The sequence below is a fragment of the Methylobacterium sp. WL8 genome (assembly GCF_008040045.1).
Classification (GTDB): Bacteria; Pseudomonadota; Alphaproteobacteria; order Rhizobiales; family Beijerinckiaceae; genus Methylobacterium; species Methylobacterium cerastii.
Genome location: NZ_VRVF01000023.1, coordinates 1 through 16,063, shown reverse-complemented (window position 1 = coordinate 16,063; position 16,063 = coordinate 1). Strand labels below are relative to the sequence as shown.

General features: G+C 71.4%; 17 protein-coding genes and 1 tRNA gene. 8 read left to right on the top strand and 10 right to left on the bottom strand.

What is annotated here, in order from left to right; genetic code table 11:
- Window positions 1-44: 44 nt before the first annotated feature.
- The 5 genes from infA to FV234_RS10680 form a co-directional block, all read right to left on the bottom strand.
- Window positions 45-320, bottom strand: coding sequence for a translation initiation factor IF-1 (gene infA, locus FV234_RS10700; RefSeq protein ID WP_147025743.1), 276 nt, complete (start codon window positions 318-320; stop codon window positions 45-47).
- 234 nt (window positions 321-554) lie between these two features.
- Entirely contained in the window at window positions 555-1,661 is a 1,107-nt protein-coding gene (locus tag FV234_RS10695; protein ID WP_147829219.1) for a branched-chain amino acid ABC transporter substrate-binding protein, read from the bottom strand.
- A gap of 144 nt (window positions 1,662-1,805) precedes the next feature.
- On the bottom strand, window positions 1,806-2,318 hold the full coding sequence (locus FV234_RS10690; protein ID WP_147829217.1) for an MmcB family DNA repair protein: 513 nt from the start codon (window positions 2,316-2,318) through the stop codon (window positions 1,806-1,808).
- Between the two features lie 83 nt (window positions 2,319-2,401).
- Window positions 2,402-3,178 (bottom strand): cobalamin-binding protein, encoded by a 777-nt coding sequence (locus FV234_RS10685; protein ID WP_147829215.1) that lies wholly within the window; start codon window positions 3,176-3,178, stop codon window positions 2,402-2,404.
- The gene (locus FV234_RS10680) at window positions 3,178-3,699 is read right to left on the bottom strand and encodes a DedA family protein (protein ID WP_147829213.1); all 522 of its coding nucleotides are present in this window, start codon (window positions 3,697-3,699) and stop codon (window positions 3,178-3,180) included. Before FV234_RS10680 ends, FV234_RS10685 begins: the two co-directional genes overlap by 1 nt.
- A gap of 105 nt (window positions 3,700-3,804) precedes the next feature.
- On the opposite strand from FV234_RS10680, the gene pdxY reads away from it, so the two are divergent.
- The 4 genes from pdxY to FV234_RS10660 all read left to right on the top strand — a co-directional run bounded on the left by pdxY (window position 3,805) and on the right by FV234_RS10660 (window position 7,176).
- Complete coding sequence (pdxY, locus tag FV234_RS10675; RefSeq protein WP_147829211.1) at window positions 3,805-4,653, top strand: pyridoxal kinase PdxY; 849 nt, start codon at window positions 3,805-3,807, stop codon at window positions 4,651-4,653.
- A gap of 20 nt (window positions 4,654-4,673) precedes the next feature.
- Window positions 4,674-5,558 (top strand): PhzF family phenazine biosynthesis protein, encoded by an 885-nt coding sequence (locus tag FV234_RS10670; RefSeq protein ID WP_147829209.1) that lies wholly within the window; start codon window positions 4,674-4,676, stop codon window positions 5,556-5,558.
- The gene (locus FV234_RS10665) at window positions 5,551-6,306 is read left to right on the top strand and encodes an NUDIX hydrolase (RefSeq protein WP_147829207.1); all 756 of its coding nucleotides are present in this window, start codon (window positions 5,551-5,553) and stop codon (window positions 6,304-6,306) included. Before FV234_RS10670 ends, FV234_RS10665 begins: the two co-directional genes overlap by 8 nt.
- A gap of 84 nt (window positions 6,307-6,390) precedes the next feature.
- Window positions 6,391-7,176 carry a 3-hydroxybutyrate dehydrogenase gene (locus FV234_RS10660; RefSeq protein WP_147763226.1) on the top strand — a complete coding sequence of 262 codons (786 nt, stop codon included), beginning with the start codon at window positions 6,391-6,393 and terminating at the stop codon, window positions 7,174-7,176.
- Window positions 7,177-7,253: 77 nt separating this feature from the next.
- Here FV234_RS10660 and FV234_RS10655 read toward each other — a convergent pair whose 3' ends face one another.
- The 3 genes from FV234_RS10655 to FV234_RS10645 form a co-directional block, all read right to left on the bottom strand.
- Window positions 7,254-7,685 carry a CsbD family protein gene (locus tag FV234_RS10655; RefSeq protein WP_147829205.1) on the bottom strand — a complete coding sequence of 144 codons (432 nt, stop codon included), beginning with the start codon at window positions 7,683-7,685 and terminating at the stop codon, window positions 7,254-7,256.
- Window positions 7,686-7,728: 43 nt separating this feature from the next.
- Window positions 7,729-7,857, bottom strand: coding sequence for a TFIIS helical bundle-like domain containing protein (locus tag FV234_RS10650; protein WP_147726177.1), 129 nt, complete (start codon window positions 7,855-7,857; stop codon window positions 7,729-7,731).
- A 76-nt stretch (window positions 7,858-7,933) separates the two neighbouring features.
- Window positions 7,934-8,857 carry an alpha/beta hydrolase gene (locus tag FV234_RS10645; protein WP_147829203.1) on the bottom strand — a complete coding sequence of 308 codons (924 nt, stop codon included), beginning with the start codon at window positions 8,855-8,857 and terminating at the stop codon, window positions 7,934-7,936.
- Window positions 8,858-9,083: 226 nt separating this feature from the next.
- Between FV234_RS10645 and FV234_RS10640 the strand changes: the two genes are divergently transcribed.
- The 3 genes from FV234_RS10640 (at window position 9,084) to FV234_RS10630 (ending at window position 13,092) form a co-directional block, all read left to right on the top strand.
- Entirely contained in the window at window positions 9,084-10,334 is a 1,251-nt protein-coding gene (locus FV234_RS10640; RefSeq protein ID WP_147829201.1) for a nucleoside transporter C-terminal domain-containing protein, read from the top strand.
- Between the two features lie 142 nt (window positions 10,335-10,476).
- Window positions 10,477-11,892: a cytochrome P450 gene (locus FV234_RS10635; RefSeq protein WP_147829199.1), complete on the top strand. Its 1,416-nt coding sequence runs from the start codon at window positions 10,477-10,479 to the stop codon at window positions 11,890-11,892.
- 153 nt (window positions 11,893-12,045) lie between these two features.
- Entirely contained in the window at window positions 12,046-13,092 is a 1,047-nt protein-coding gene (locus FV234_RS10630; protein WP_147829197.1) for a KpsF/GutQ family sugar-phosphate isomerase, read from the top strand.
- A 261-nt stretch (window positions 13,093-13,353) separates the two neighbouring features.
- Here the strand turns inward: FV234_RS10630 and FV234_RS10625 are convergent.
- A tRNA-His gene (locus tag FV234_RS10625) sits at window positions 13,354-13,430 on the bottom strand.
- 132 nt (window positions 13,431-13,562) lie between these two features.
- Between FV234_RS10625 and FV234_RS10620 the strand changes: the two genes are divergently transcribed.
- On the top strand, window positions 13,563-15,410 hold the full coding sequence (locus FV234_RS10620; RefSeq protein ID WP_147829195.1) for a chloride channel protein: 1,848 nt from the start codon (window positions 13,563-13,565) through the stop codon (window positions 15,408-15,410).
- A gap of 18 nt (window positions 15,411-15,428) precedes the next feature.
- On the opposite strand, the gene FV234_RS10615 is transcribed toward FV234_RS10620, so the two are convergent.
- On the bottom strand, window positions 15,429-16,063 hold a 635-nt coding region (locus tag FV234_RS10615; protein ID WP_281407955.1), incomplete at its 5' end, for a transketolase C-terminal domain-containing protein.

Genomic DNA, 16,063 nt, shown 5'->3' with positions numbered 1-16,063 from the left:
GGTAGGCAGCAGCGGTCCGGACGGGCGCGGGAATCGGCGGCCGCTCAGCGGCGGCGGAACTGACCGCCGCGCACCGGCGGACGGGGGCCGGCGGAGCGCTCGTCCTTGTGCCGGAACACGAGGCGGCCCTTCTCCAGGTCATAAGGCGACATCTCGACGGTGACGCGGTCGCCGGCCAGCGTCTTGATGCGGTTCTTCTTCATCTTGCCGGCGGTGTAGGCGACGATCTCGTGGCCCTGGTCCAGCTGTACCCGGTAGCGCGCATCCGGCAAGATCTCGAGAACGAGACCGTCGAACTGCATCAATTCTTCTTTCGCCATTCACCCTCTCCAGTCGGACCGTCTGGAAGCAGGCGTTCCGGCGCACGATCGTTCGTCACGGCAATTCGATGTCCGCCGCGGCGGCGGGTCCGTATCCGGAGGCGCCACGCCGTCGAGCGTCGGCACGATGTAGGGGGCCGCCGCCATGCAGGCAAGCTTTGCCGCAACGTCGTCGCGACGGCGTCGACATAAAAAGCATCGTTCCTGCACGATTTCTCCGCGGAACGACCGATTCTACGGCGCCACCTCGTTGCCGGCATAGTCGAGCCGCCCGTCCGGCGTGCGCTTCCACGCCCGCAGCGACACGGCCCCCTCGCGCAGGTCGCCCTGCGCATCGAAGGCGACCTCGCCCTGGATCGTGCGGAAGGGCGCGCCTCGCAAGGCCGCAGCGACCCTGCGCGAGTCCTGCGATTTCGCGCGGTCGAGCGCCTGCGCCAGCACCTCCACCGCCGCATAGGTCGGGCCGGCGACCGCATCGGCCTCCGCGGTGCGCGGCGGCCGACCTTTCGCCTCGGGCAAGCGAACCGGTTCGACGGGAACGGTCATCACCGTGCCCTCGCCAGCGGTCGCCGCGAGGCTCGCGAAATCGCGGTCGAGGATGCCGTCGCTCGCCACCATGCGGGCGCCGAGGCCGGCATCCCGCATCGCGCGCAGCAGGGTCGCCGCTTCCGGAGCTAGGCCGCCGAAATACACCGCCTCGACGCGGGCCGCCTTCAGGGTCGTTACCAGTTCCGTGGCATCGCGGCTGCCGCGCGGCAGGCTCTCGAACGCCACCTCCGGGTCGCCACCCGCCTTCAGCGTGCGCGAAACCGCGTCTGCGAGATCGCGTCCGAAGGTGGTGCGGTCGTGAACGACGCCGATCCGCCGCCCGGGCTCGTGCACGAGGAGATAACGGCCGGCCGCCGCGCCCTGCTGCGCGTCGCCAGGGGCGACACGGAAGATGTTCCCATAGCCACGCTGCGTCAGCGCAGCCCAGGACGCGCCCGGCGTCACCAGGACGACACCCGCATCCTCGTAGAGCGGCGCCACCGCGGCCGCGACCGAGGATTCGAGAGCGCCGACCACGAGGCGGATGCCGTCCGCCGCGAACCGCCGGGCGACCACGGCGCCCTGCTTGGCCTCGCCGGCATCGTCGGCCACGACCAGCGCCAGCTTGCGGCCGGACGTGCCGGTGGCGCGATTCAGGTCGGCGATCGCCTGTTCGGCCGCGAGCCGCATGCCCTGGCCGAAGGCCGCATCCGGCCCGGTGAGCGGCGCCGAAAGACCGATCCGGACGACGGTCTGCGCCGCGGCCGGCCCCGCGAGGAGGAGTGCTGTGACGATCCCGATCAAGGCGCGCATCGAAACCATTTCCCGGTGACGGTCGGGGACCGCGATCCCGCCCGCGAGCTTAGTCGCCCCCGTCACGCTGCGAAAGCGTAGCACCGAGCAGCCTGATCGATCGACAATTCGTTCGACGGCCTCCGGTCCCCGTCGGCCCAGCCGTCAAAGCGCCCCGTCGCGGATCGCGCCCGGGTCGGCGAGGCCGTGCAGCACGCGGGCGGCGCTGTGGGCGAAGCGCAGCGTCACCGCCTTGCGGCGCGGGCCGGAGAGCGGGTGCTCGGGCGCCTCGCGGACCACCAGCCCGCCGAAGGCGTCGGCGACGATCAGGCCGCATTCCTCGGGGATCAGGGATTCCGGCACCGTATCGGGGATCGCGAAGAAGAACCGGTCGCAGAAGTCGCGGTAGTCGGGCCATTTCCGGTCTGCGCGGAAGTCGGCGACGCTCGACTTGATCTCGACGATGGTCAGTCTCCCGGCACCGCAGAGTGCGATCACGTCGGCCCGCCGGCCGTTGACCAGGGAGAACTCGGGCAGGGTGGCGCACCCCATCTCGGAGAATAGACGGCGGACGCCGCGCTGGATCTTCAGCGCCGTCGGCGACTGGCGCCGGTCGGGCGGCAGGACCAGATCGGGCGCGGCTTGGGCCGGGAGAGCGTGGGCGAGGGCTGACGGCATCGTCTCTCGTGTGGCGGCCTGTGCCGAATCGGGACGTGGCATCTTGCCAAGGCCTGACTCGCCTTGTCACCTGCGGCGGGAGATCACGCGAGCGCGGCGCGGATCGCGGCGAACCCGTCGGTGAACGCCGCCGGCCCGGGCTGCAGGATCAGCGGCGACTTGATCTCGTGGATGCGCCCGTCCCGCACCGCCGGGATCGCCGCCCATCCCGGCCGCTCCGCGATCCGCGCGACGTTGACCTTCTTGCCGCACCAAGAGGCGAGGATCACGTCGGGCGCCGCAGCGATCACCGCTTCCGGCCCGACGATCCGGTCCTTGGCTGCGGCCATCCGGGCGTGCTCGGGAAACACGTCGTCGCCGCCGGCGATGCCGACCAGCTCGGAGACCCAGCCGATGCCGGAGATCATCGGCGCGTCCCACTCCTCGAAGTAGACCCGCGGCCGCGGCCGACCGGCGACCTCGGCGGCCACCCGCGCGAGGTCGTCGGCGTAGCCCTGCGCCAGGGCCTCCGCACGGTCCGGCACGCCGACGAGCGCGCCGACCGTGCGGATCATCGCGAGGCAGCCGGCCACGTCGCGCTGGTTGAACAGGTGTACGGCGACGCCGGCGCGGGCGAGGTCGGCGGCGATGGCCGCCTGCAGGTCGGAGAAGGCGAGGACGAGGTCGGGCTCGAGCGCCAGGATCTTCGGCAGGTCCGCGCTGGTGAAGGCCGACACCCGCGGCTTCTCCCGCCGGACCTGCGGCAGGCGCACCGCGTACCCCGAGACACCGACGATGCGGTGGTCCTGGCCGAGTAGGTACAGCGTCTCGACGGTCTCCTCGGTGAGACAGACGATGCGCTCGGGCGGGAACCGCCGCATCAGCGCTGAAACCACGCGAGCAGGCCGGCGCCCGGCGCCAGGAGCACGAAGGCCCAGACGATCGCCGAGAGCACGTTGGCCAGCTGGAACGGCAGCCGGGCGACGCCGAACATCCCGGTGATCAGCGGCACCACCGCGCGGGCCGGCCCGAAGAACCGCCCGACCGCCACCGCGGCCGCGCCCCAGCGCTTGAGGAAGACCTCGCCCTTGGCGACCATCTCCGGGTAGCGCCGCATCGGCCAAAGCCGCTTGGCGCCCTCGCCGTAGTACCGGCCGAACTCGTAGGACAGCCAGTCGCCGAGCGCCGAACCCAAAGCCGCGGCGGCCACCACCGGCCAGAACGGGATGTCGGCCGCGCCGACCATCGCCCCGATCCCGACCAGGATCACGGTGGCCGGCACCAGCAGCGACAGGAAGGCGATCGATTCGCAGAAGGCGAGCACCCCGACGATCAGCGGTGTCCAGGCGCGATGCGCCTCGACGAAGGCGAGGGCGGAGGCACGCAGCGATTCGAAGTCCATGACCTGTCTTTTCCAGGGTGAGCCGCGCCGGGTGCGCGCGGTGCCGAAAGCCGGTAACACGCCGCGGGACCGATGCGCGCGGAAGAGCCGCGGGGAGACATCGCGATGAACATCCTGTCGATCCAGTCGCACGTCGCCTACGGCCATGTCGGCAACGCCTCCGCGGTGTTTCCGATGCAGCGGCTCGGGGTCGAGGTCTGGCCGATCCACACAGTGCAGTTCTCCAACCACACCGGATACGGCGCCTGGCGTGGCCGGGTGTTCGACGGGCCGGCGGTGGAGGACCTCGTGGCCGGCATCCGCGAGCGCGGGGTGCTCGGGTCCTGCGACGGCGTGCTTTCCGGCTACATGGGCTCGGCCGACATCGGGACCGCGATCCTTGGCGCGGTCGCGGCGGTGCGGGCGGAGAACCCGCGCGCGCTCTACGCCTGCGACCCAGTGATCGGCGACACCGGCCGCGGCGTCTACGTCCGCTCCGGCATCGCCGAGTTCATGGCCGACCGCGCGGTGCCCGCCGCCGACATCCTGACGCCGAACCAGTTCGAGCTCGACCTGCTCACCGGCCTGACCAGCAGCACCCTCGCCGACGCCAAGCGCGCCGTCGCCGCGCTGCAGGCCCGCGGCCCGCGGGTGGTGCTGGTGACCTCGCTCGCCACCGATGCCACGCCGGCCGACGCCATCGATATGCTGGCCGGCGAAGGCGGCACGTTCTGGCGGGTGCGCACGCCCCGCCTCGACCTGTCGGTCAACGGGGCGGGCGACTGCATCGCCGCCTTGTTCCTCGTGCACTACGCCCGCACGCGCTCGGCGGCGCTCGCGCTCGGGATGGCCGCGGCCTCGGTCCACGGGATCCTGCGGCGAACCCTCGCCGAAGGCTCGCGCGAGATCCTGACGGTGGCGGCGCAGGACGAGTTCGTCGCGCCGACCGAGACGTTCCCGGTCGAGACGGTCTGAGCGAGAAGGAAGGAACTGCGATGCCACGCCGCTTCGTCACCCTCGACGTGTTCACGACGCAGGCGCTCGCCGGCAACCCGCTCGCCGTCGTGCTCGACGCCGGCGGGCTCGACACGGCGGCGATGCAGGCCATCGCCCGCGAATTCAACTTGTCCGAAACGGTGTTCGTGATGCCTCCGGACGACCCGCGGCACCTGGCAAGGCTGCGCATCTTCACGCCGGCCCGCGAGCTACCCTTCGCCGGGCATCCGACGATCGGCACCGCCGTGCTGCTGGCCCTGCGCGCGGAGAATGCCGGGACCGCCGACGCCGTCGCGTTCGGCCTAGAGGAGACGGTCGGCACGATCCCCTGCGTCGTCGAGGTCGGCGACGGTGAGGGTCGCGCCCGCTTCAAACTCCCGATCCTGCCCGAGTCCCTCGGCGACGCCGCGGAGGCCGCCGAACTCGCCGCGGCATTCGGGCTGACGGCGCAAGACGTCGGCTTCGGCCGGTATCGTCCGAGCCGGCACGGCGTGGGCCCGAGCTTCACCTTCGTCCCGGTGGCGTCGCGCGCCCGCCTCGACGCAGCACAGCCGGGTACGCTTGCGGGCTCGCAGGACGGCTTCTTCCTCTACGCGCCGGACGAGGCGGGCGGCGCACGGGCGTTCCAAGCCCGGATGTTCGCGCCGGCGCTCGGCGTTCCCGAAGACCCGGCGACGGGTTCCGCGGCGGCGGCCTTCGCCGGCGTGCTGATGCAGTTCGAGACCCTTGGCGACGGCACCCACGACGTGGCGATCACGCAAGGGGTCGCGATGGGCCGCCCGAGCGAGATCGCGTTGCAGCTCGTCATCGAGGCCGGCGCGCTGCGTTCGGTCGAGATCGGCGGTGCGGCGCTGATCGTCTCGGAAGGACTGCTGCATGTCTGACCGCCCGACGCCGGATCCGCGGCCCTACGGCTTCGAGGTCGTCCGCCTCGCGCGGCTCGAAGCGCGGCTGGTGACCTACGATTGGGCCTGGGCGCGCGACAACGCCGCGCGCATCGACGACAATTGGAGGCGCCGCCGCGCGGCGCAGCCCGCCCTTTTCGACGGGCCGGTGCTCGTCGCCTGCGGCTGCGCGATCGACGACGACACCTGCCGCCTCGACCTGTTCAAGACGCCGTATTCGCGGTTCCTGGCCTATCGCGACGGCGGCTCGCCGGACGGGCACGTCGCCAACGCCTTCGCGGCGATCGTGCCATGGAGCGCCGACGGTGCGGTGCTGCTCGGGCGGATGGGCCCGCACACCGCCAACGCCGGGCAGATCTACTTCCCCTGCGGCACGCCGGACCTGGACGACGTGCGCGGAGAGTCCGTCGACTTCTCCGGCAGCGCCGCGCGCGAGCTTCTTGAGGAGACCGGCCTGCGGGTGCCGGACGCCGCGACCGAGGAATGGGTGTGCCTGCGCGGCGAGGGGCAGCTCGCCTTCCTGCGCCCCGTGCGCTTCACCGAGCCGGCCGCAGCCCTCGTCGAGCGCATGGAACTCTACGCCTTGCGCGAGGACGAGCCGGAACTCTCCGGCATCGTGACCGTTCGCGGCGCCGACGACCTCGACGGTGCGATGCCGGGGTTCGTGCGCGCCTACCTCGCCAGCGCGTTCGAGGCCGAGACGGGCGCCGCCGATGTGACGCCCTGACCGGTCCGTGACCTGGATGCGTCGACAACCGGCGGTGCATCGGGCAGGCTTTCGCGACATCCAGCCGCCATCCCGGAGCCCCGCATGACCCTGATATCCAGAACCGCGCTCGTCACCGGCTCGACCAGCGGGATCGGGCTCGGCATCGCCCGCGCGTTGGCGCGCGACGGGGCGAACGTGGTGCTGAACGGCTTCGGGGAGGCCGACGCGATCGAGGCGGCGCGGGCCGCGATCGAGTCCGAGTTCGGCGTGCGGGCACACTATTCGGCCGCCGACATGTCGAAGCCGTCCGAGATCGGCGACATGGTGCGCGAGGCGGAGGAAAAGTTCGGCTCGGTCGACGTGCTCGTCAACAATGCCGGCATCCAGTTCGTCTCGGCGATCGAGGAGTTTCCCGGCGCGAAGTGGGAGCAGATCATCGCGATCAACCTGTCCTCGGCCTTCTACGCGATGCAGGCGGCGATCCCGGGGATGAAGGCGCGCGGCTGGGGACGGATCGTCAACACCGCCTCGGCGCACTCGCTGGTCGCCTCGCCCTACAAGTCGGCCTACGTCGCGGCCAAGCACGGCATCGCCGGCCTGACGAAGACCGCGGCGCTAGAACTCGCGACGCACAAGATCACGGTCAACTGCATCTCGCCCGGCTACGTCTGGACGCCGCTGGTCGAGGCGCAGATCCCCGATACGATGAAGGCGCGCGGGCTCAGCAAGGAGCAGGTGATCGACGAGGTGCTGCTCAAGGCGCAGCCGACGAAAGAGTTCGTCACCGTCGATCAGGTGGCTGCGCTCGCCCTGTTCTTGTGCTCGGACGCGGCGAGCCAGATCACGGGCACCAACATCTCGATGGATGGCGGCTGGACCGCGCAATAGGCCAAACGAGAACACCCCGCCGGACAGGTCCGCCGGGGTGTTTCGAGGTCGCGCCCCGCTTTCGAGACGCCTCGACGTCAGCGACGCCCGTGGAGCAGCAGGGCCAGGCCGTAGCCGACGGCGCCTGCGATCAGCAGCGCCACCAGCGGGTTCTCCTCGACCCGCGAAGACACCGCCTCGCGGCCGTCGCGCAGGTAGTCGCCGCGACGATCGTAAGCATCTGCGGCGTAGTCCGTGACGTTGTCGGCGACATCGCGGATCTTGCTGCGAGCCTGGCCGTAGGCATCCTTGGCCTGGCCGTAGGCGTCCTGCGCGCGGTCGCCGGCCTCGTCGGCCACGTTGCGCACGGTGTCCTTCGCCTGTCCGTAGGCGTCCTGCGCGCGCCCTTGCGCCTCGCGCAGGCGCCCCTCGGCGGAGTCGCGGTTCGACCCGACGAAGTCGCCGGCCGCCCCCTGGATCTTGCCGCCGAGTTCCTTGGCACCGCCGACGATGCGATCCGTATCCACCATGGTCACCTCCTACGCGTTCGTTGTGCTGGTTCGGTGCGGGCGACTACTTGCCCAGAATCTTCGTGACGAGGCGGCCGATCGGCGAGGCCGAGCTCGCGTTGCGGTCGTCTCGGACCACCTGGCGGTCCTCGTTCCCGAGAAGCTTGGTGACGATGCGTCCGATCAGGCTCATGGCTCTCTCCGCGAGGTTGGCGCCGACCGACGGCGCAGCTTGCCTCCTCAACGGCCGATCGCCGCACCGCGTTCCGTCATGCGCGAGCCCGTTGCCGCGGAGCGAAGCCGGCCGGAACGACCTCAGCGGCGGCGCGCAAAAACTCCGCCGCACCGTCCAGCGACGCGCGCGCCTCCGGCAGCATGCTGTGGGCGAACTGCCAGACGTGGCTGACCACGGGGAACACCGTGATCGAGACGGTGACGCCGACCGCGCGCGCCTTCTCGGCCATCCGCACGGAGTCGTCGCGCAGCACCTCGCGCTCGCCGACATGGAACAGCAGCGGTGGCAGGCCGGCGAGGTCCGCGAAGAGCGGCGAGATCCGCGGGTCGCCCGGGTCGGCGCCGCCGAGATACAGCGGCCCGAGGTTGAGCATCGCCCGCGGGTCGAACATCGCGTCGCGCTGCGCATTGCTGACGCGCGAACCGTCGCGGGCGAGGAAGTCGGTGACGGGCGAGAACAGGGCCGCGGCCGTCGGCAACGGTAGCCCCCGGTCGCGGGCCGAGAGCATCGCCACCAAAGCGAGGTTGCCGCCGGCAGAATCGCCTGCGATCGAAGCCGGCCCGTGCGCCGCGAAGGCGTTCCAGGCCGCGCAAGCGTCCTCGGTGGCGGCCGGAAACGGATGCTCCGGCGCGAGCCGGTAGTCGGGGGCGAAGATGGTGAAGCCGCGTTCGGCCAGCGCGCCCGTCACCGGGCGGTGGGATTTCGGCGAGCAGGCGACGAAGCCGCCGCCGTGCAGGTAGAGCAGCCGCCGCTCCGGCCCCTTCGCACGGGCCGGCCTGACCCATTCGCCCGGAATGCCGCCGACCGTGCCGGCCTCGTAGGTCGCGCCGGCCGGGTCGGGGAACGTCCGGCCGCCGAACACGGCGCGGATCTTTGCCACGTCGTCCATCGCCCCGAGCCGGTTCCGGACGTTGCGCCTGACCATGTAGGACGCGAGATGCGCGCGCAGGCTCGCCATGTTGTCGTCCGCTCCAGGTAGTCGGTGAGGTTCGCACGAGCGTGCCGGCCGTGCCTTTGGCCGAGCAGGTTAGGTTCGCCCCGGCGCCATGAACAGGCTCCGGCGTCGCCGAGCGCCGCATTCGCGCATCACCGGCGGTCAAACGCCTTTTGGGCGGTGGCGTCGGCGAGCGCTTGGCGCGAAGCTTCCATGATCTTCGTCGAGCCAACGCGCTTTCAAGGGACCGATGTCCGATCGCCTCCTGCATGCCGGCCTCAGCATCGTGCTGTTGCTCGCCGTCGCCGTCCTGTTCTCCACGAACCGTCGGGCGATCCGCCCGCGCGTGGTGCTGGCCGCGCTCGGTCTCCAGGCCGGGCTCGGCGCCCTCGTGCTGTTCGTGCCCGCGGGCCAAGCGGGGCTCGCGGCGGCGGCGGGCTTCGTCCAGACCGTGCTCGGCTACGGCGACCGCGGCACCGCGTTCCTCTTTGGTGGCCTCGTTGAGCCACGGATGTTCGAGCTGTTCGGCGGTAGCGGCTTCATCCTCGCTCTGCGGGTGCTGCCGCAGATCCTCTACGTCTCGGCACTCATCGGCGTGCTCTATCACCTCGGGATCATGCAGGCCGCCGCCCGGATCGTCGGCGAGGGCTTGCGCCGCGTGGTCGGCACCAGCCCGATCGAGTCGTTCTCGGCGGTGATCACCATCGCCATCGGCCAGAGCGAGATCGCGGTGGCGTTGCGGCCGTTCCTGGCGCTGCTCACCGGGGCCGAGCTGTTCGCGGTGATGACGAGCGGCGCCGCCTCCACCGCGGGCTCGATCCTGGCCGGCTACGCGGCGCTCGGCGTGCCGATGACCTACCTGCTGGCCGCCTCGCTGATGGCGATCCCCGGCGGCCTGCTCTACGCCAAGCTGCTGATGCCCTCGACCGAGCCGACGCGGATCGCGACGACCCGCGTCACCTTCGGGGAGACCCGGGCGGCGAACCTGATCGAGGCCGCCGCCGACGGGACGCAGAAGGGCCTCGCGGTCGCGGTCGCCGTCGGCGCGATGCTGATCGCCTTCGTCGGCCTGATCGCTCTGGCCGACGGCCTCGTCGGCTATGTCGGCGGGCTCGCCGGATATCCGGCGGCCTCGATCCAATCCATCCTCGGCGCCGCGCTCGCGCCACTCGCGTGGCTGCTCGGCGTGCCGTGGGAGCACGCGACGTTGGTCGGCGGCGCCATCGGCCAGAAGCTCGCGTTCAACGAGTTCTTCGCCTACGCCAACATCTCGCCCGCCCTGAAGGGCGGCGTCCTCGATCCGCGGAGCCAAGCGATCGTCTGCTTCGCGCTCTGCGGCTTCGCCAACCTGTCGTCCATCGCGATCCAGCTCGCGAGCTTCTCGAGCCTCGTGCCCGAGCGCCGCTCCGAGATCGCCCGCTACGGCCTGCGTGCCATCCTGGCCGGCACCCTGTCGAACCTCACGAGTGCCGCCATCGCGGGCCTCTTCATCGCCGGCTGAGGCGGATCGTCGGCCTCACGCCGTTCCGCGCAAGCGTGTAGAAGGGCGCCGCATCGCAGGGGCTCTCGCACCGGTTTTCCCCGCGGGGCGGATTGCGACGGGGCGGCGCGACAGGCTGCGACCCGGTCGGTAGAGGACGGACATGACGGCGGCTCTCGACCCAACGGCGACGAAGGACTCCGCAGGCTCGCGCCCCGCGACGCCGCGGATCGTGCCGCCGTTCCGGGTTCCGCCGGAGCGCGAGCCTCCGATCCTCTCCTATCTCGGGGCGCTGCGAACCAACGCCCTCGTCGGCTGGCCGCGCCAAGCCTACGAGGAGCCGATCACCCGCCGCAGCCTGCTCGGGCGGTCGAGCTTCACCTTGAGCGATCCTGATGCGATCCGGCGCGTGCTCGTCGACAACCAGGCGAACTACGCCCGCACCGCCGGCTCCGTCCGCATCCTCCGTCCCATCCTCGGCGACGGATTGCTGATCAGCGAAGGCACCCCCTGGCGCCACCAGCGGCGCTCGCTCGCGCCGGCGTTCACGCCGAAGGCGATCGACGGGCTGGTGCCGCTGATCGACCAAGCGATCGGCGACGCGATCGTGGACCTCGAGGTCGCCGCCGCGCGCGGACCCGTCGCGCTGTTTTCGAGCCTGCACAGGCTGGCGCTGGAGATCGCCGGGCGCAGCATGTTCTCGGTGGCGATGGACCGGCACGGCGACGCGCTTCGCGGCTTCATCGCCGAGTATTCCGAGCGGCTCGGCCGGCCCCACCTCCTCGACATCGTGATGCCGCCGACCTGGCGCGCGCCCCTCGACTTCCCGCGGGCGCGATTCCGGAAGCGCTGGACCCCCTTCCTCAGCCAAATCATCGAAGCGCGGGCTGCCGACGCGACGCCGCGCACGAACCGCGACCTGCTCGACCTGATGATGGCGGCCCGCAGCCCGGAGAGCGGGGCGGCCTTCACCTATGCCGAGGTCCGCGACCAAGTCGCGACGATGATCCTCGCCGGCCACGAGACCACCGCCGTGCTGCTGTTCTGGGCGGCCTACCTCCTCGCTCTCGCGCCCGACCTGCAGGAGCAGGTGGCGCGCGAGGCGCAGGGCGCCGACCTCACCGCCCCGGCCGGCTGCGCTCAGGACGGGCGGCTGCCGCTGACCCGCGCAGTGATCGACGAGACGATGCGGCTCTACCCGCCGGCCTTCGTCATCGTCCGGCGGGCGCTGCAGGCCGACAGCGTCGCCGGCGTGGAGATCGCGGCCGGCGACATCGTGATGATCTCACCGTGGGTGCTGCACCGGCACAACCGCCTCTGGGACGACCCGCACGCCTTCGACCCGGGCCGGTTCCTGCCCGGGGCGCCGACGATCCCGCGCTATGCCTACCTCCCGTTCGGCGTCGGCCCTCGGGTCTGCATCGGCGCGCACTTCGCCCTGACCGAGGCGGTGCTCGCGCTCGCCCGCATCGTCGGCCGCTTCCGGATCTGCCTCGCCGACACCAAGCCTGTCCTGCCGGCGGCGGTGGTGACGACCCAGCCCGAGCATGCGCCCGACTTCACGCTGGTGCCGCGCTGAGCCGGCTTCGCGACAGGCGCTCTGCGACATCACGCCGTCACATTTAAACCACGGCCGGAACCTATGCCTCGGCGACGCCCGCCAAACGGGCAAGATGCCGTTTCAGCCAGCCCGGCGCGCGTTCTCGATGCCGGGATCCTTTGCGGATGCCCCATGTCGCACGTGACCGCGTTCCCGATCGCGCAGAAGCCCGCGAAGCCGTCTGCGCCCCGCCTGCACGCGGTCGCCGCGGGGGAGGGCGACAGCCGCGCCATCGCGGTGCGCAGCCTCCGCCTCGGCATGTCGGCCCTCGACGAGGTGATCGGCCTTCTGGAGGGCGACCTCGGCGCCGCCTTCGAGCGTGCGGTTGAGACCATCGTGTCGGTGAAGGGCCGCGTCATCGTCTGCGGTATCGGCAAGAGCGGCCATGTCGGCCGCAAGCTCGCCGCGACGCTGGCCTCGACCGGCACGCACGCTTTCTTCGTCCATCCCACCGAGGCGAGCCACGGCGACCTCGGCATGATCGCCCCCGACGACGTGATCGTCGCCCTGTCCTGGTCGGGTGAGACGGTGGAACTCGGCGACCTCGTTAGCTTCTCCCGGCGCTTCTCGATTCCGTTGATCGCGATCACCTGCAACGCCGACAGCACCCTCGGCCGCGCGGCGGACGTGCTGCTGGCCCTGCCGAAGGTCCGCGAATCCTGCCCGCACGACCTCGCCCCCACCACCTCGAGCCTGATCCAGCTGGCGCTCGGCGACGCGCTGGCGGTGGCCCTGGTCGAGAGCCGCGGCTTCACTTCGGCGCGCTTCAAGACCCTGCATCCGGGCGGTACCCTCGCGGCGCGCCTGAAGACCGTGCGCCAGCTCATGCACACCGGCGACGAGGTCCCGCTTGTGCCCGACGACATGGTCATGTCCGACGTACTGATCGAGATCACCCGGCGCCGCTACGGCTGCGTCGGCGTAATCGACGCGGATGCGCGCCTGATAGGCATCGTCACCGACGGCGACCTGCGCCGCCACATGGGACCCGCGATCCTCGACACCACCGTGCAGCAGGTGATGACCGCCGCCCCCGTCGTGGTGGAGGCCGACCTCCTGGCGAGTGCCGCCCTTGAGGTGATGAACCGCAAGCGCATCACCGCGATCTTCGTGGTCGAGGACGGCCGCCCCGCCGGCATCCTCCACATCCACGACCTGCTCCGGGCCGGCGTGGTCTGATCGGCTCGCGACCCTTCGCGGATGTCCGGGGTCAGCCCGAGGCGGCGCTATAACGCGCCGTAGAGCTCCACCCGCATCCAGATGCTAACGGCGCCGAAGTTCTGGAGCGCGGTGCCGCCATAGAACGCGAAAGCCTTCTCCGGTCGAACGGGAGCCCTACGGGCGGACGAGTCCCATGAGGGCGTCCGGTCATGCCCCGTGGGCCCGAAAAGAAAAAGGGGCTGGCGATCCGCCAACCCCTTCGACCACCCGAAAATTCGATGGTACCACCGCCCCGGCTCGAACGGGGGACCTCTAGATCCACAATCTAGCGCTCTAACCAACTGAGCTACGGCGGCACTGCGGCGGGGTGTATCGTGGCGGCGTCGGCATTTCAAGCGGGTTGGAGAACGCGCATCCGTCTGTGGACGACGGGCGGACCGACGTCCTAAAGGATCGGGGGTGACCCGTCGTTCCAAGCCCGCCCTACGATGAGCCAGACCGCCGAACCCCCGCGGCGCCGTTGGGGGCGCGCCACCGTGGTCCAGGCGCCCGGCCGGCTCCGCGTCCTCGTCCGCCGGAGCGAAGTCGGCCTGGTGGTGCTCGCGGGGGTGACGGGATGCGTCGCCGGCGCGGCGGTCGCGGGCATGACCGTCGCGACGCAAGCCCTTCGCGAGACGTTGTACCGCCTGCCGCACGGCACCCGCCTGAGCGCGGCCGACGGCGTGACGCCGCTGGCTCTGCTGCTCGGCCCCTGCCTCGGCGGCATCCTGCTCGGCCTCGTGATCCTTGCCGCCAGCGCGGTCCGCGGACGGCGCAGGCGGCCGGTGATCGATCCGATCGAGGCCAACGCCCTGCATGGCGGCCGGATGTCGCTGCGCGACAGCCTCTACGTCGCGGTTCAGAACGTGATCTCGAACGGAAGCGGCGCCTCGGTTGGGCTGGAGGCCGGCTACACGCAGATCTGCGGCGGGCTGGCCTCGCGCCTCGGCATCGCCTTCGAGATGCGGCGCAACGACTTGCGCACGCTGGTCGGCTGCGGCTCGGCCGCCGCCATCGCCGCCGCCTTCGGCGCGCCGCTGACTGGGGCGTTCTACGCCTTCGAGCTGATCATCGGCACCTACTCGATCGCGACGCTGACGCCGGTGATGGTCGCCGCGCTCTGCGGCAGCCTGGTCTCGCGCGGCCTGGTCGCGGCCCAGCCCCTCGTCGCCCTCGATAACGTGCAGGCGGTGACGACGGCGGCGGTGACGGGCGCCGACACCCTGCCGAGCCTGGTCCTCGGCCTGCTCTGCGCCGGCCTCGGCATCCTGATCATGCGCGGGGTCACGCTGGTGGAGCAGGGGGTGGCGGCGACGCGCATCCCGCGGGCGGCAGGACCCGCGCTCGGAGGGCTCTGCGTCGGGGCGCTCGCCCTCGCGATCGGCCCGCAGGTCCTGTCCGGCGGCCACGGCGCCCTGCACGTGCATTTTGCGGACGGCGCCGAAGGCTACGGCACGGTGGCGCTCGCGCTGCTGTTCGTCGGCAAGGCGACGGCCTCGGCGATCTCGATCGGGTCGGGGTTCCGCGGCGGCCTGTTCTTCGCCTCGCTGTTCCTCGGGGCGCTCGCGGGCAAGCTGTTCGCGACGGTCGCGCCCGAGGTGATCCCGGGGCTCGCCGCCTTCGGGTTGACGCCGCTCGCCTACGCGGTCATCGGCATGAGCGCGCTCGCGGTGGCCGTCATCGGCGGCCCGCTCACCATGACGTTCCTGGCGCTGGAGGTGACCGGCAGCCTGCCGATCACCGGCCTCGTCCTGGTCGCGGTGATCGCCTCCTCGCTCACCGTGCGGAAGACTTTCGGCTATTCCTTCGCGACGTGGCGCTTCCACCTACGCGGCGAGAGCATCCGCAGCGCCCACGATGTCGGATGGATCCGCAGCCTCACGGTGGGCCGGCTGATGCGCAAGGACGTGCGCACCATCCCCCTCGACACGCCGATGGCGACCTTCCTGCGCGCCCACCCGCTCGGCTCGCCCTCGCGCGTGATCGTCGTCGATGAAGCCGGGCGCTATGCCGGCATCGTCCTGGTGCCCGAGGCCCACGCCGCGGCGCGCGACGAGGCCGGCAGGCCGGCGACGCTCGCCGAGGTGCTGCATCACTCGGACGACGTGCTGACGCCGGAACTCAACGCCAAGGAGGCGTCCGCGGCCTTCGATCGCACCGAGAGCGAGGCCCTGGCGGTCGTCGACACGCTTGACGACCGGCGGGTGATCGGCATGCTCACCGAGAGCCACACGCTGAAGCGCTACAGCGATGAGCTCGACCGCCAGCGCCGGGCGATGCAGGGCGAGGCGGACTGAGCGTCGGTCGGCCGGCGCTCAGCGCGGGCGGCGACCGACGCTGACGACGTTGCTCGGCCGCGCCTTCCGCTCGGGCAGGATTTCCTCGACCTTTTTGACGATGCTGGCGGCGTCGAGGCCTGCTTCGGCGTACATCTTGTCGGGGCTGTCGTGGTCCTGGTAGGCGTCCGGCAGCGTCATAGTGCGCACCCGCAGCCGCATCGCGTCCAGCACCCCGCGCTCGGTGAGCAGGTGCAGCACCATCGCCCCGAACCCACCGCGCGAGCCCTCCTCCAGGGTGATCAGCACCTCGTGGCTGGCCGCGAGATCCAGGATCAGCGCTTCGTCGAGCGGCTTGGCGAAGCGCGCGTCCGCCACCGTCACCGCGATGCCCGCCGCCGACAGCGTCTCGGCCGCCTTCAGCGCCTCGCCCAGGCGCGTGCCGAGCGAGAGCAGCGCCACCCGCGCGTTCTCCGGCCGCGTCACGATCCGGCCGCGCCCGATCGCCAGCGGGACGCCGACCTCCGGCATCTCGACGCCCACGCCTTCGCCGCGCGGGTAGCGCAGCGCGATCGGGCCGGAATCGTGCGCGTGGCAGGTCGCCACCATGTGCACCAGCTCGGCCTCGTCGGCCGCCGCCATCACCGTCATGTTCGGCAGGCAGCACAGATACG

Excerpts from the sequence above, each read along its gene's own strand:
- infA (WP_147025743.1), bottom strand. The coding sequence starts at position 320 with ATGGCGAAAGAAGAATTGATGCAGTTCGACGGTCTCGTTCTCGAGATC.
- FV234_RS10695 (WP_147829219.1), bottom strand. The coding sequence starts at position 1,661 with ATGCGCGCCTTGATCGGGATCGTCACAGCACTCCTCCTCGCGGGGCCG.
- FV234_RS10690 (WP_147829217.1), bottom strand. The coding sequence starts at position 2,318 with ATGCCGTCAGCCCTCGCCCACGCTCTCCCGGCCCAAGCCGCGCCCGAT.
- FV234_RS10685 (WP_147829215.1), bottom strand. The coding sequence starts at position 3,178 with ATGCGGCGGTTCCCGCCCGAGCGCATCGTCTGTCTCACCGAGGAGACC.
- FV234_RS10680 (WP_147829213.1), bottom strand. The coding sequence starts at position 3,699 with ATGGACTTCGAATCGCTGCGTGCCTCCGCCCTCGCCTTCGTCGAGGCG.
- pdxY (WP_147829211.1), top strand. The coding sequence starts at position 3,805 with ATGAACATCCTGTCGATCCAGTCGCACGTCGCCTACGGCCATGTCGGC.
- FV234_RS10670 (WP_147829209.1), top strand. The coding sequence starts at position 4,674 with ATGCCACGCCGCTTCGTCACCCTCGACGTGTTCACGACGCAGGCGCTC.
- FV234_RS10665 (WP_147829207.1), top strand. The coding sequence starts at position 5,551 with ATGTCTGACCGCCCGACGCCGGATCCGCGGCCCTACGGCTTCGAGGTC.
- FV234_RS10660 (WP_147763226.1), top strand. The coding sequence starts at position 6,391 with ATGACCCTGATATCCAGAACCGCGCTCGTCACCGGCTCGACCAGCGGG.
- FV234_RS10655 (WP_147829205.1), bottom strand. The coding sequence starts at position 7,685 with ATGGTGGATACGGATCGCATCGTCGGCGGTGCCAAGGAACTCGGCGGC.
- FV234_RS10650 (WP_147726177.1), bottom strand. The coding sequence starts at position 7,857 with ATGAGCCTGATCGGACGCATCGTCACCAAGCTTCTCGGGAACGAGGAC.
- FV234_RS10645 (WP_147829203.1), bottom strand. The coding sequence starts at position 8,857 with ATGGCGAGCCTGCGCGCGCATCTCGCGTCCTACATGGTCAGGCGCAAC.
- FV234_RS10640 (WP_147829201.1), top strand. The coding sequence starts at position 9,084 with ATGTCCGATCGCCTCCTGCATGCCGGCCTCAGCATCGTGCTGTTGCTC.
- FV234_RS10635 (WP_147829199.1), top strand. The coding sequence starts at position 10,477 with ATGACGGCGGCTCTCGACCCAACGGCGACGAAGGACTCCGCAGGCTCG.
- FV234_RS10630 (WP_147829197.1), top strand. The coding sequence starts at position 12,046 with ATGTCGCACGTGACCGCGTTCCCGATCGCGCAGAAGCCCGCGAAGCCG.
- FV234_RS10620 (WP_147829195.1), top strand. The coding sequence starts at position 13,563 with ATGAGCCAGACCGCCGAACCCCCGCGGCGCCGTTGGGGGCGCGCCACC.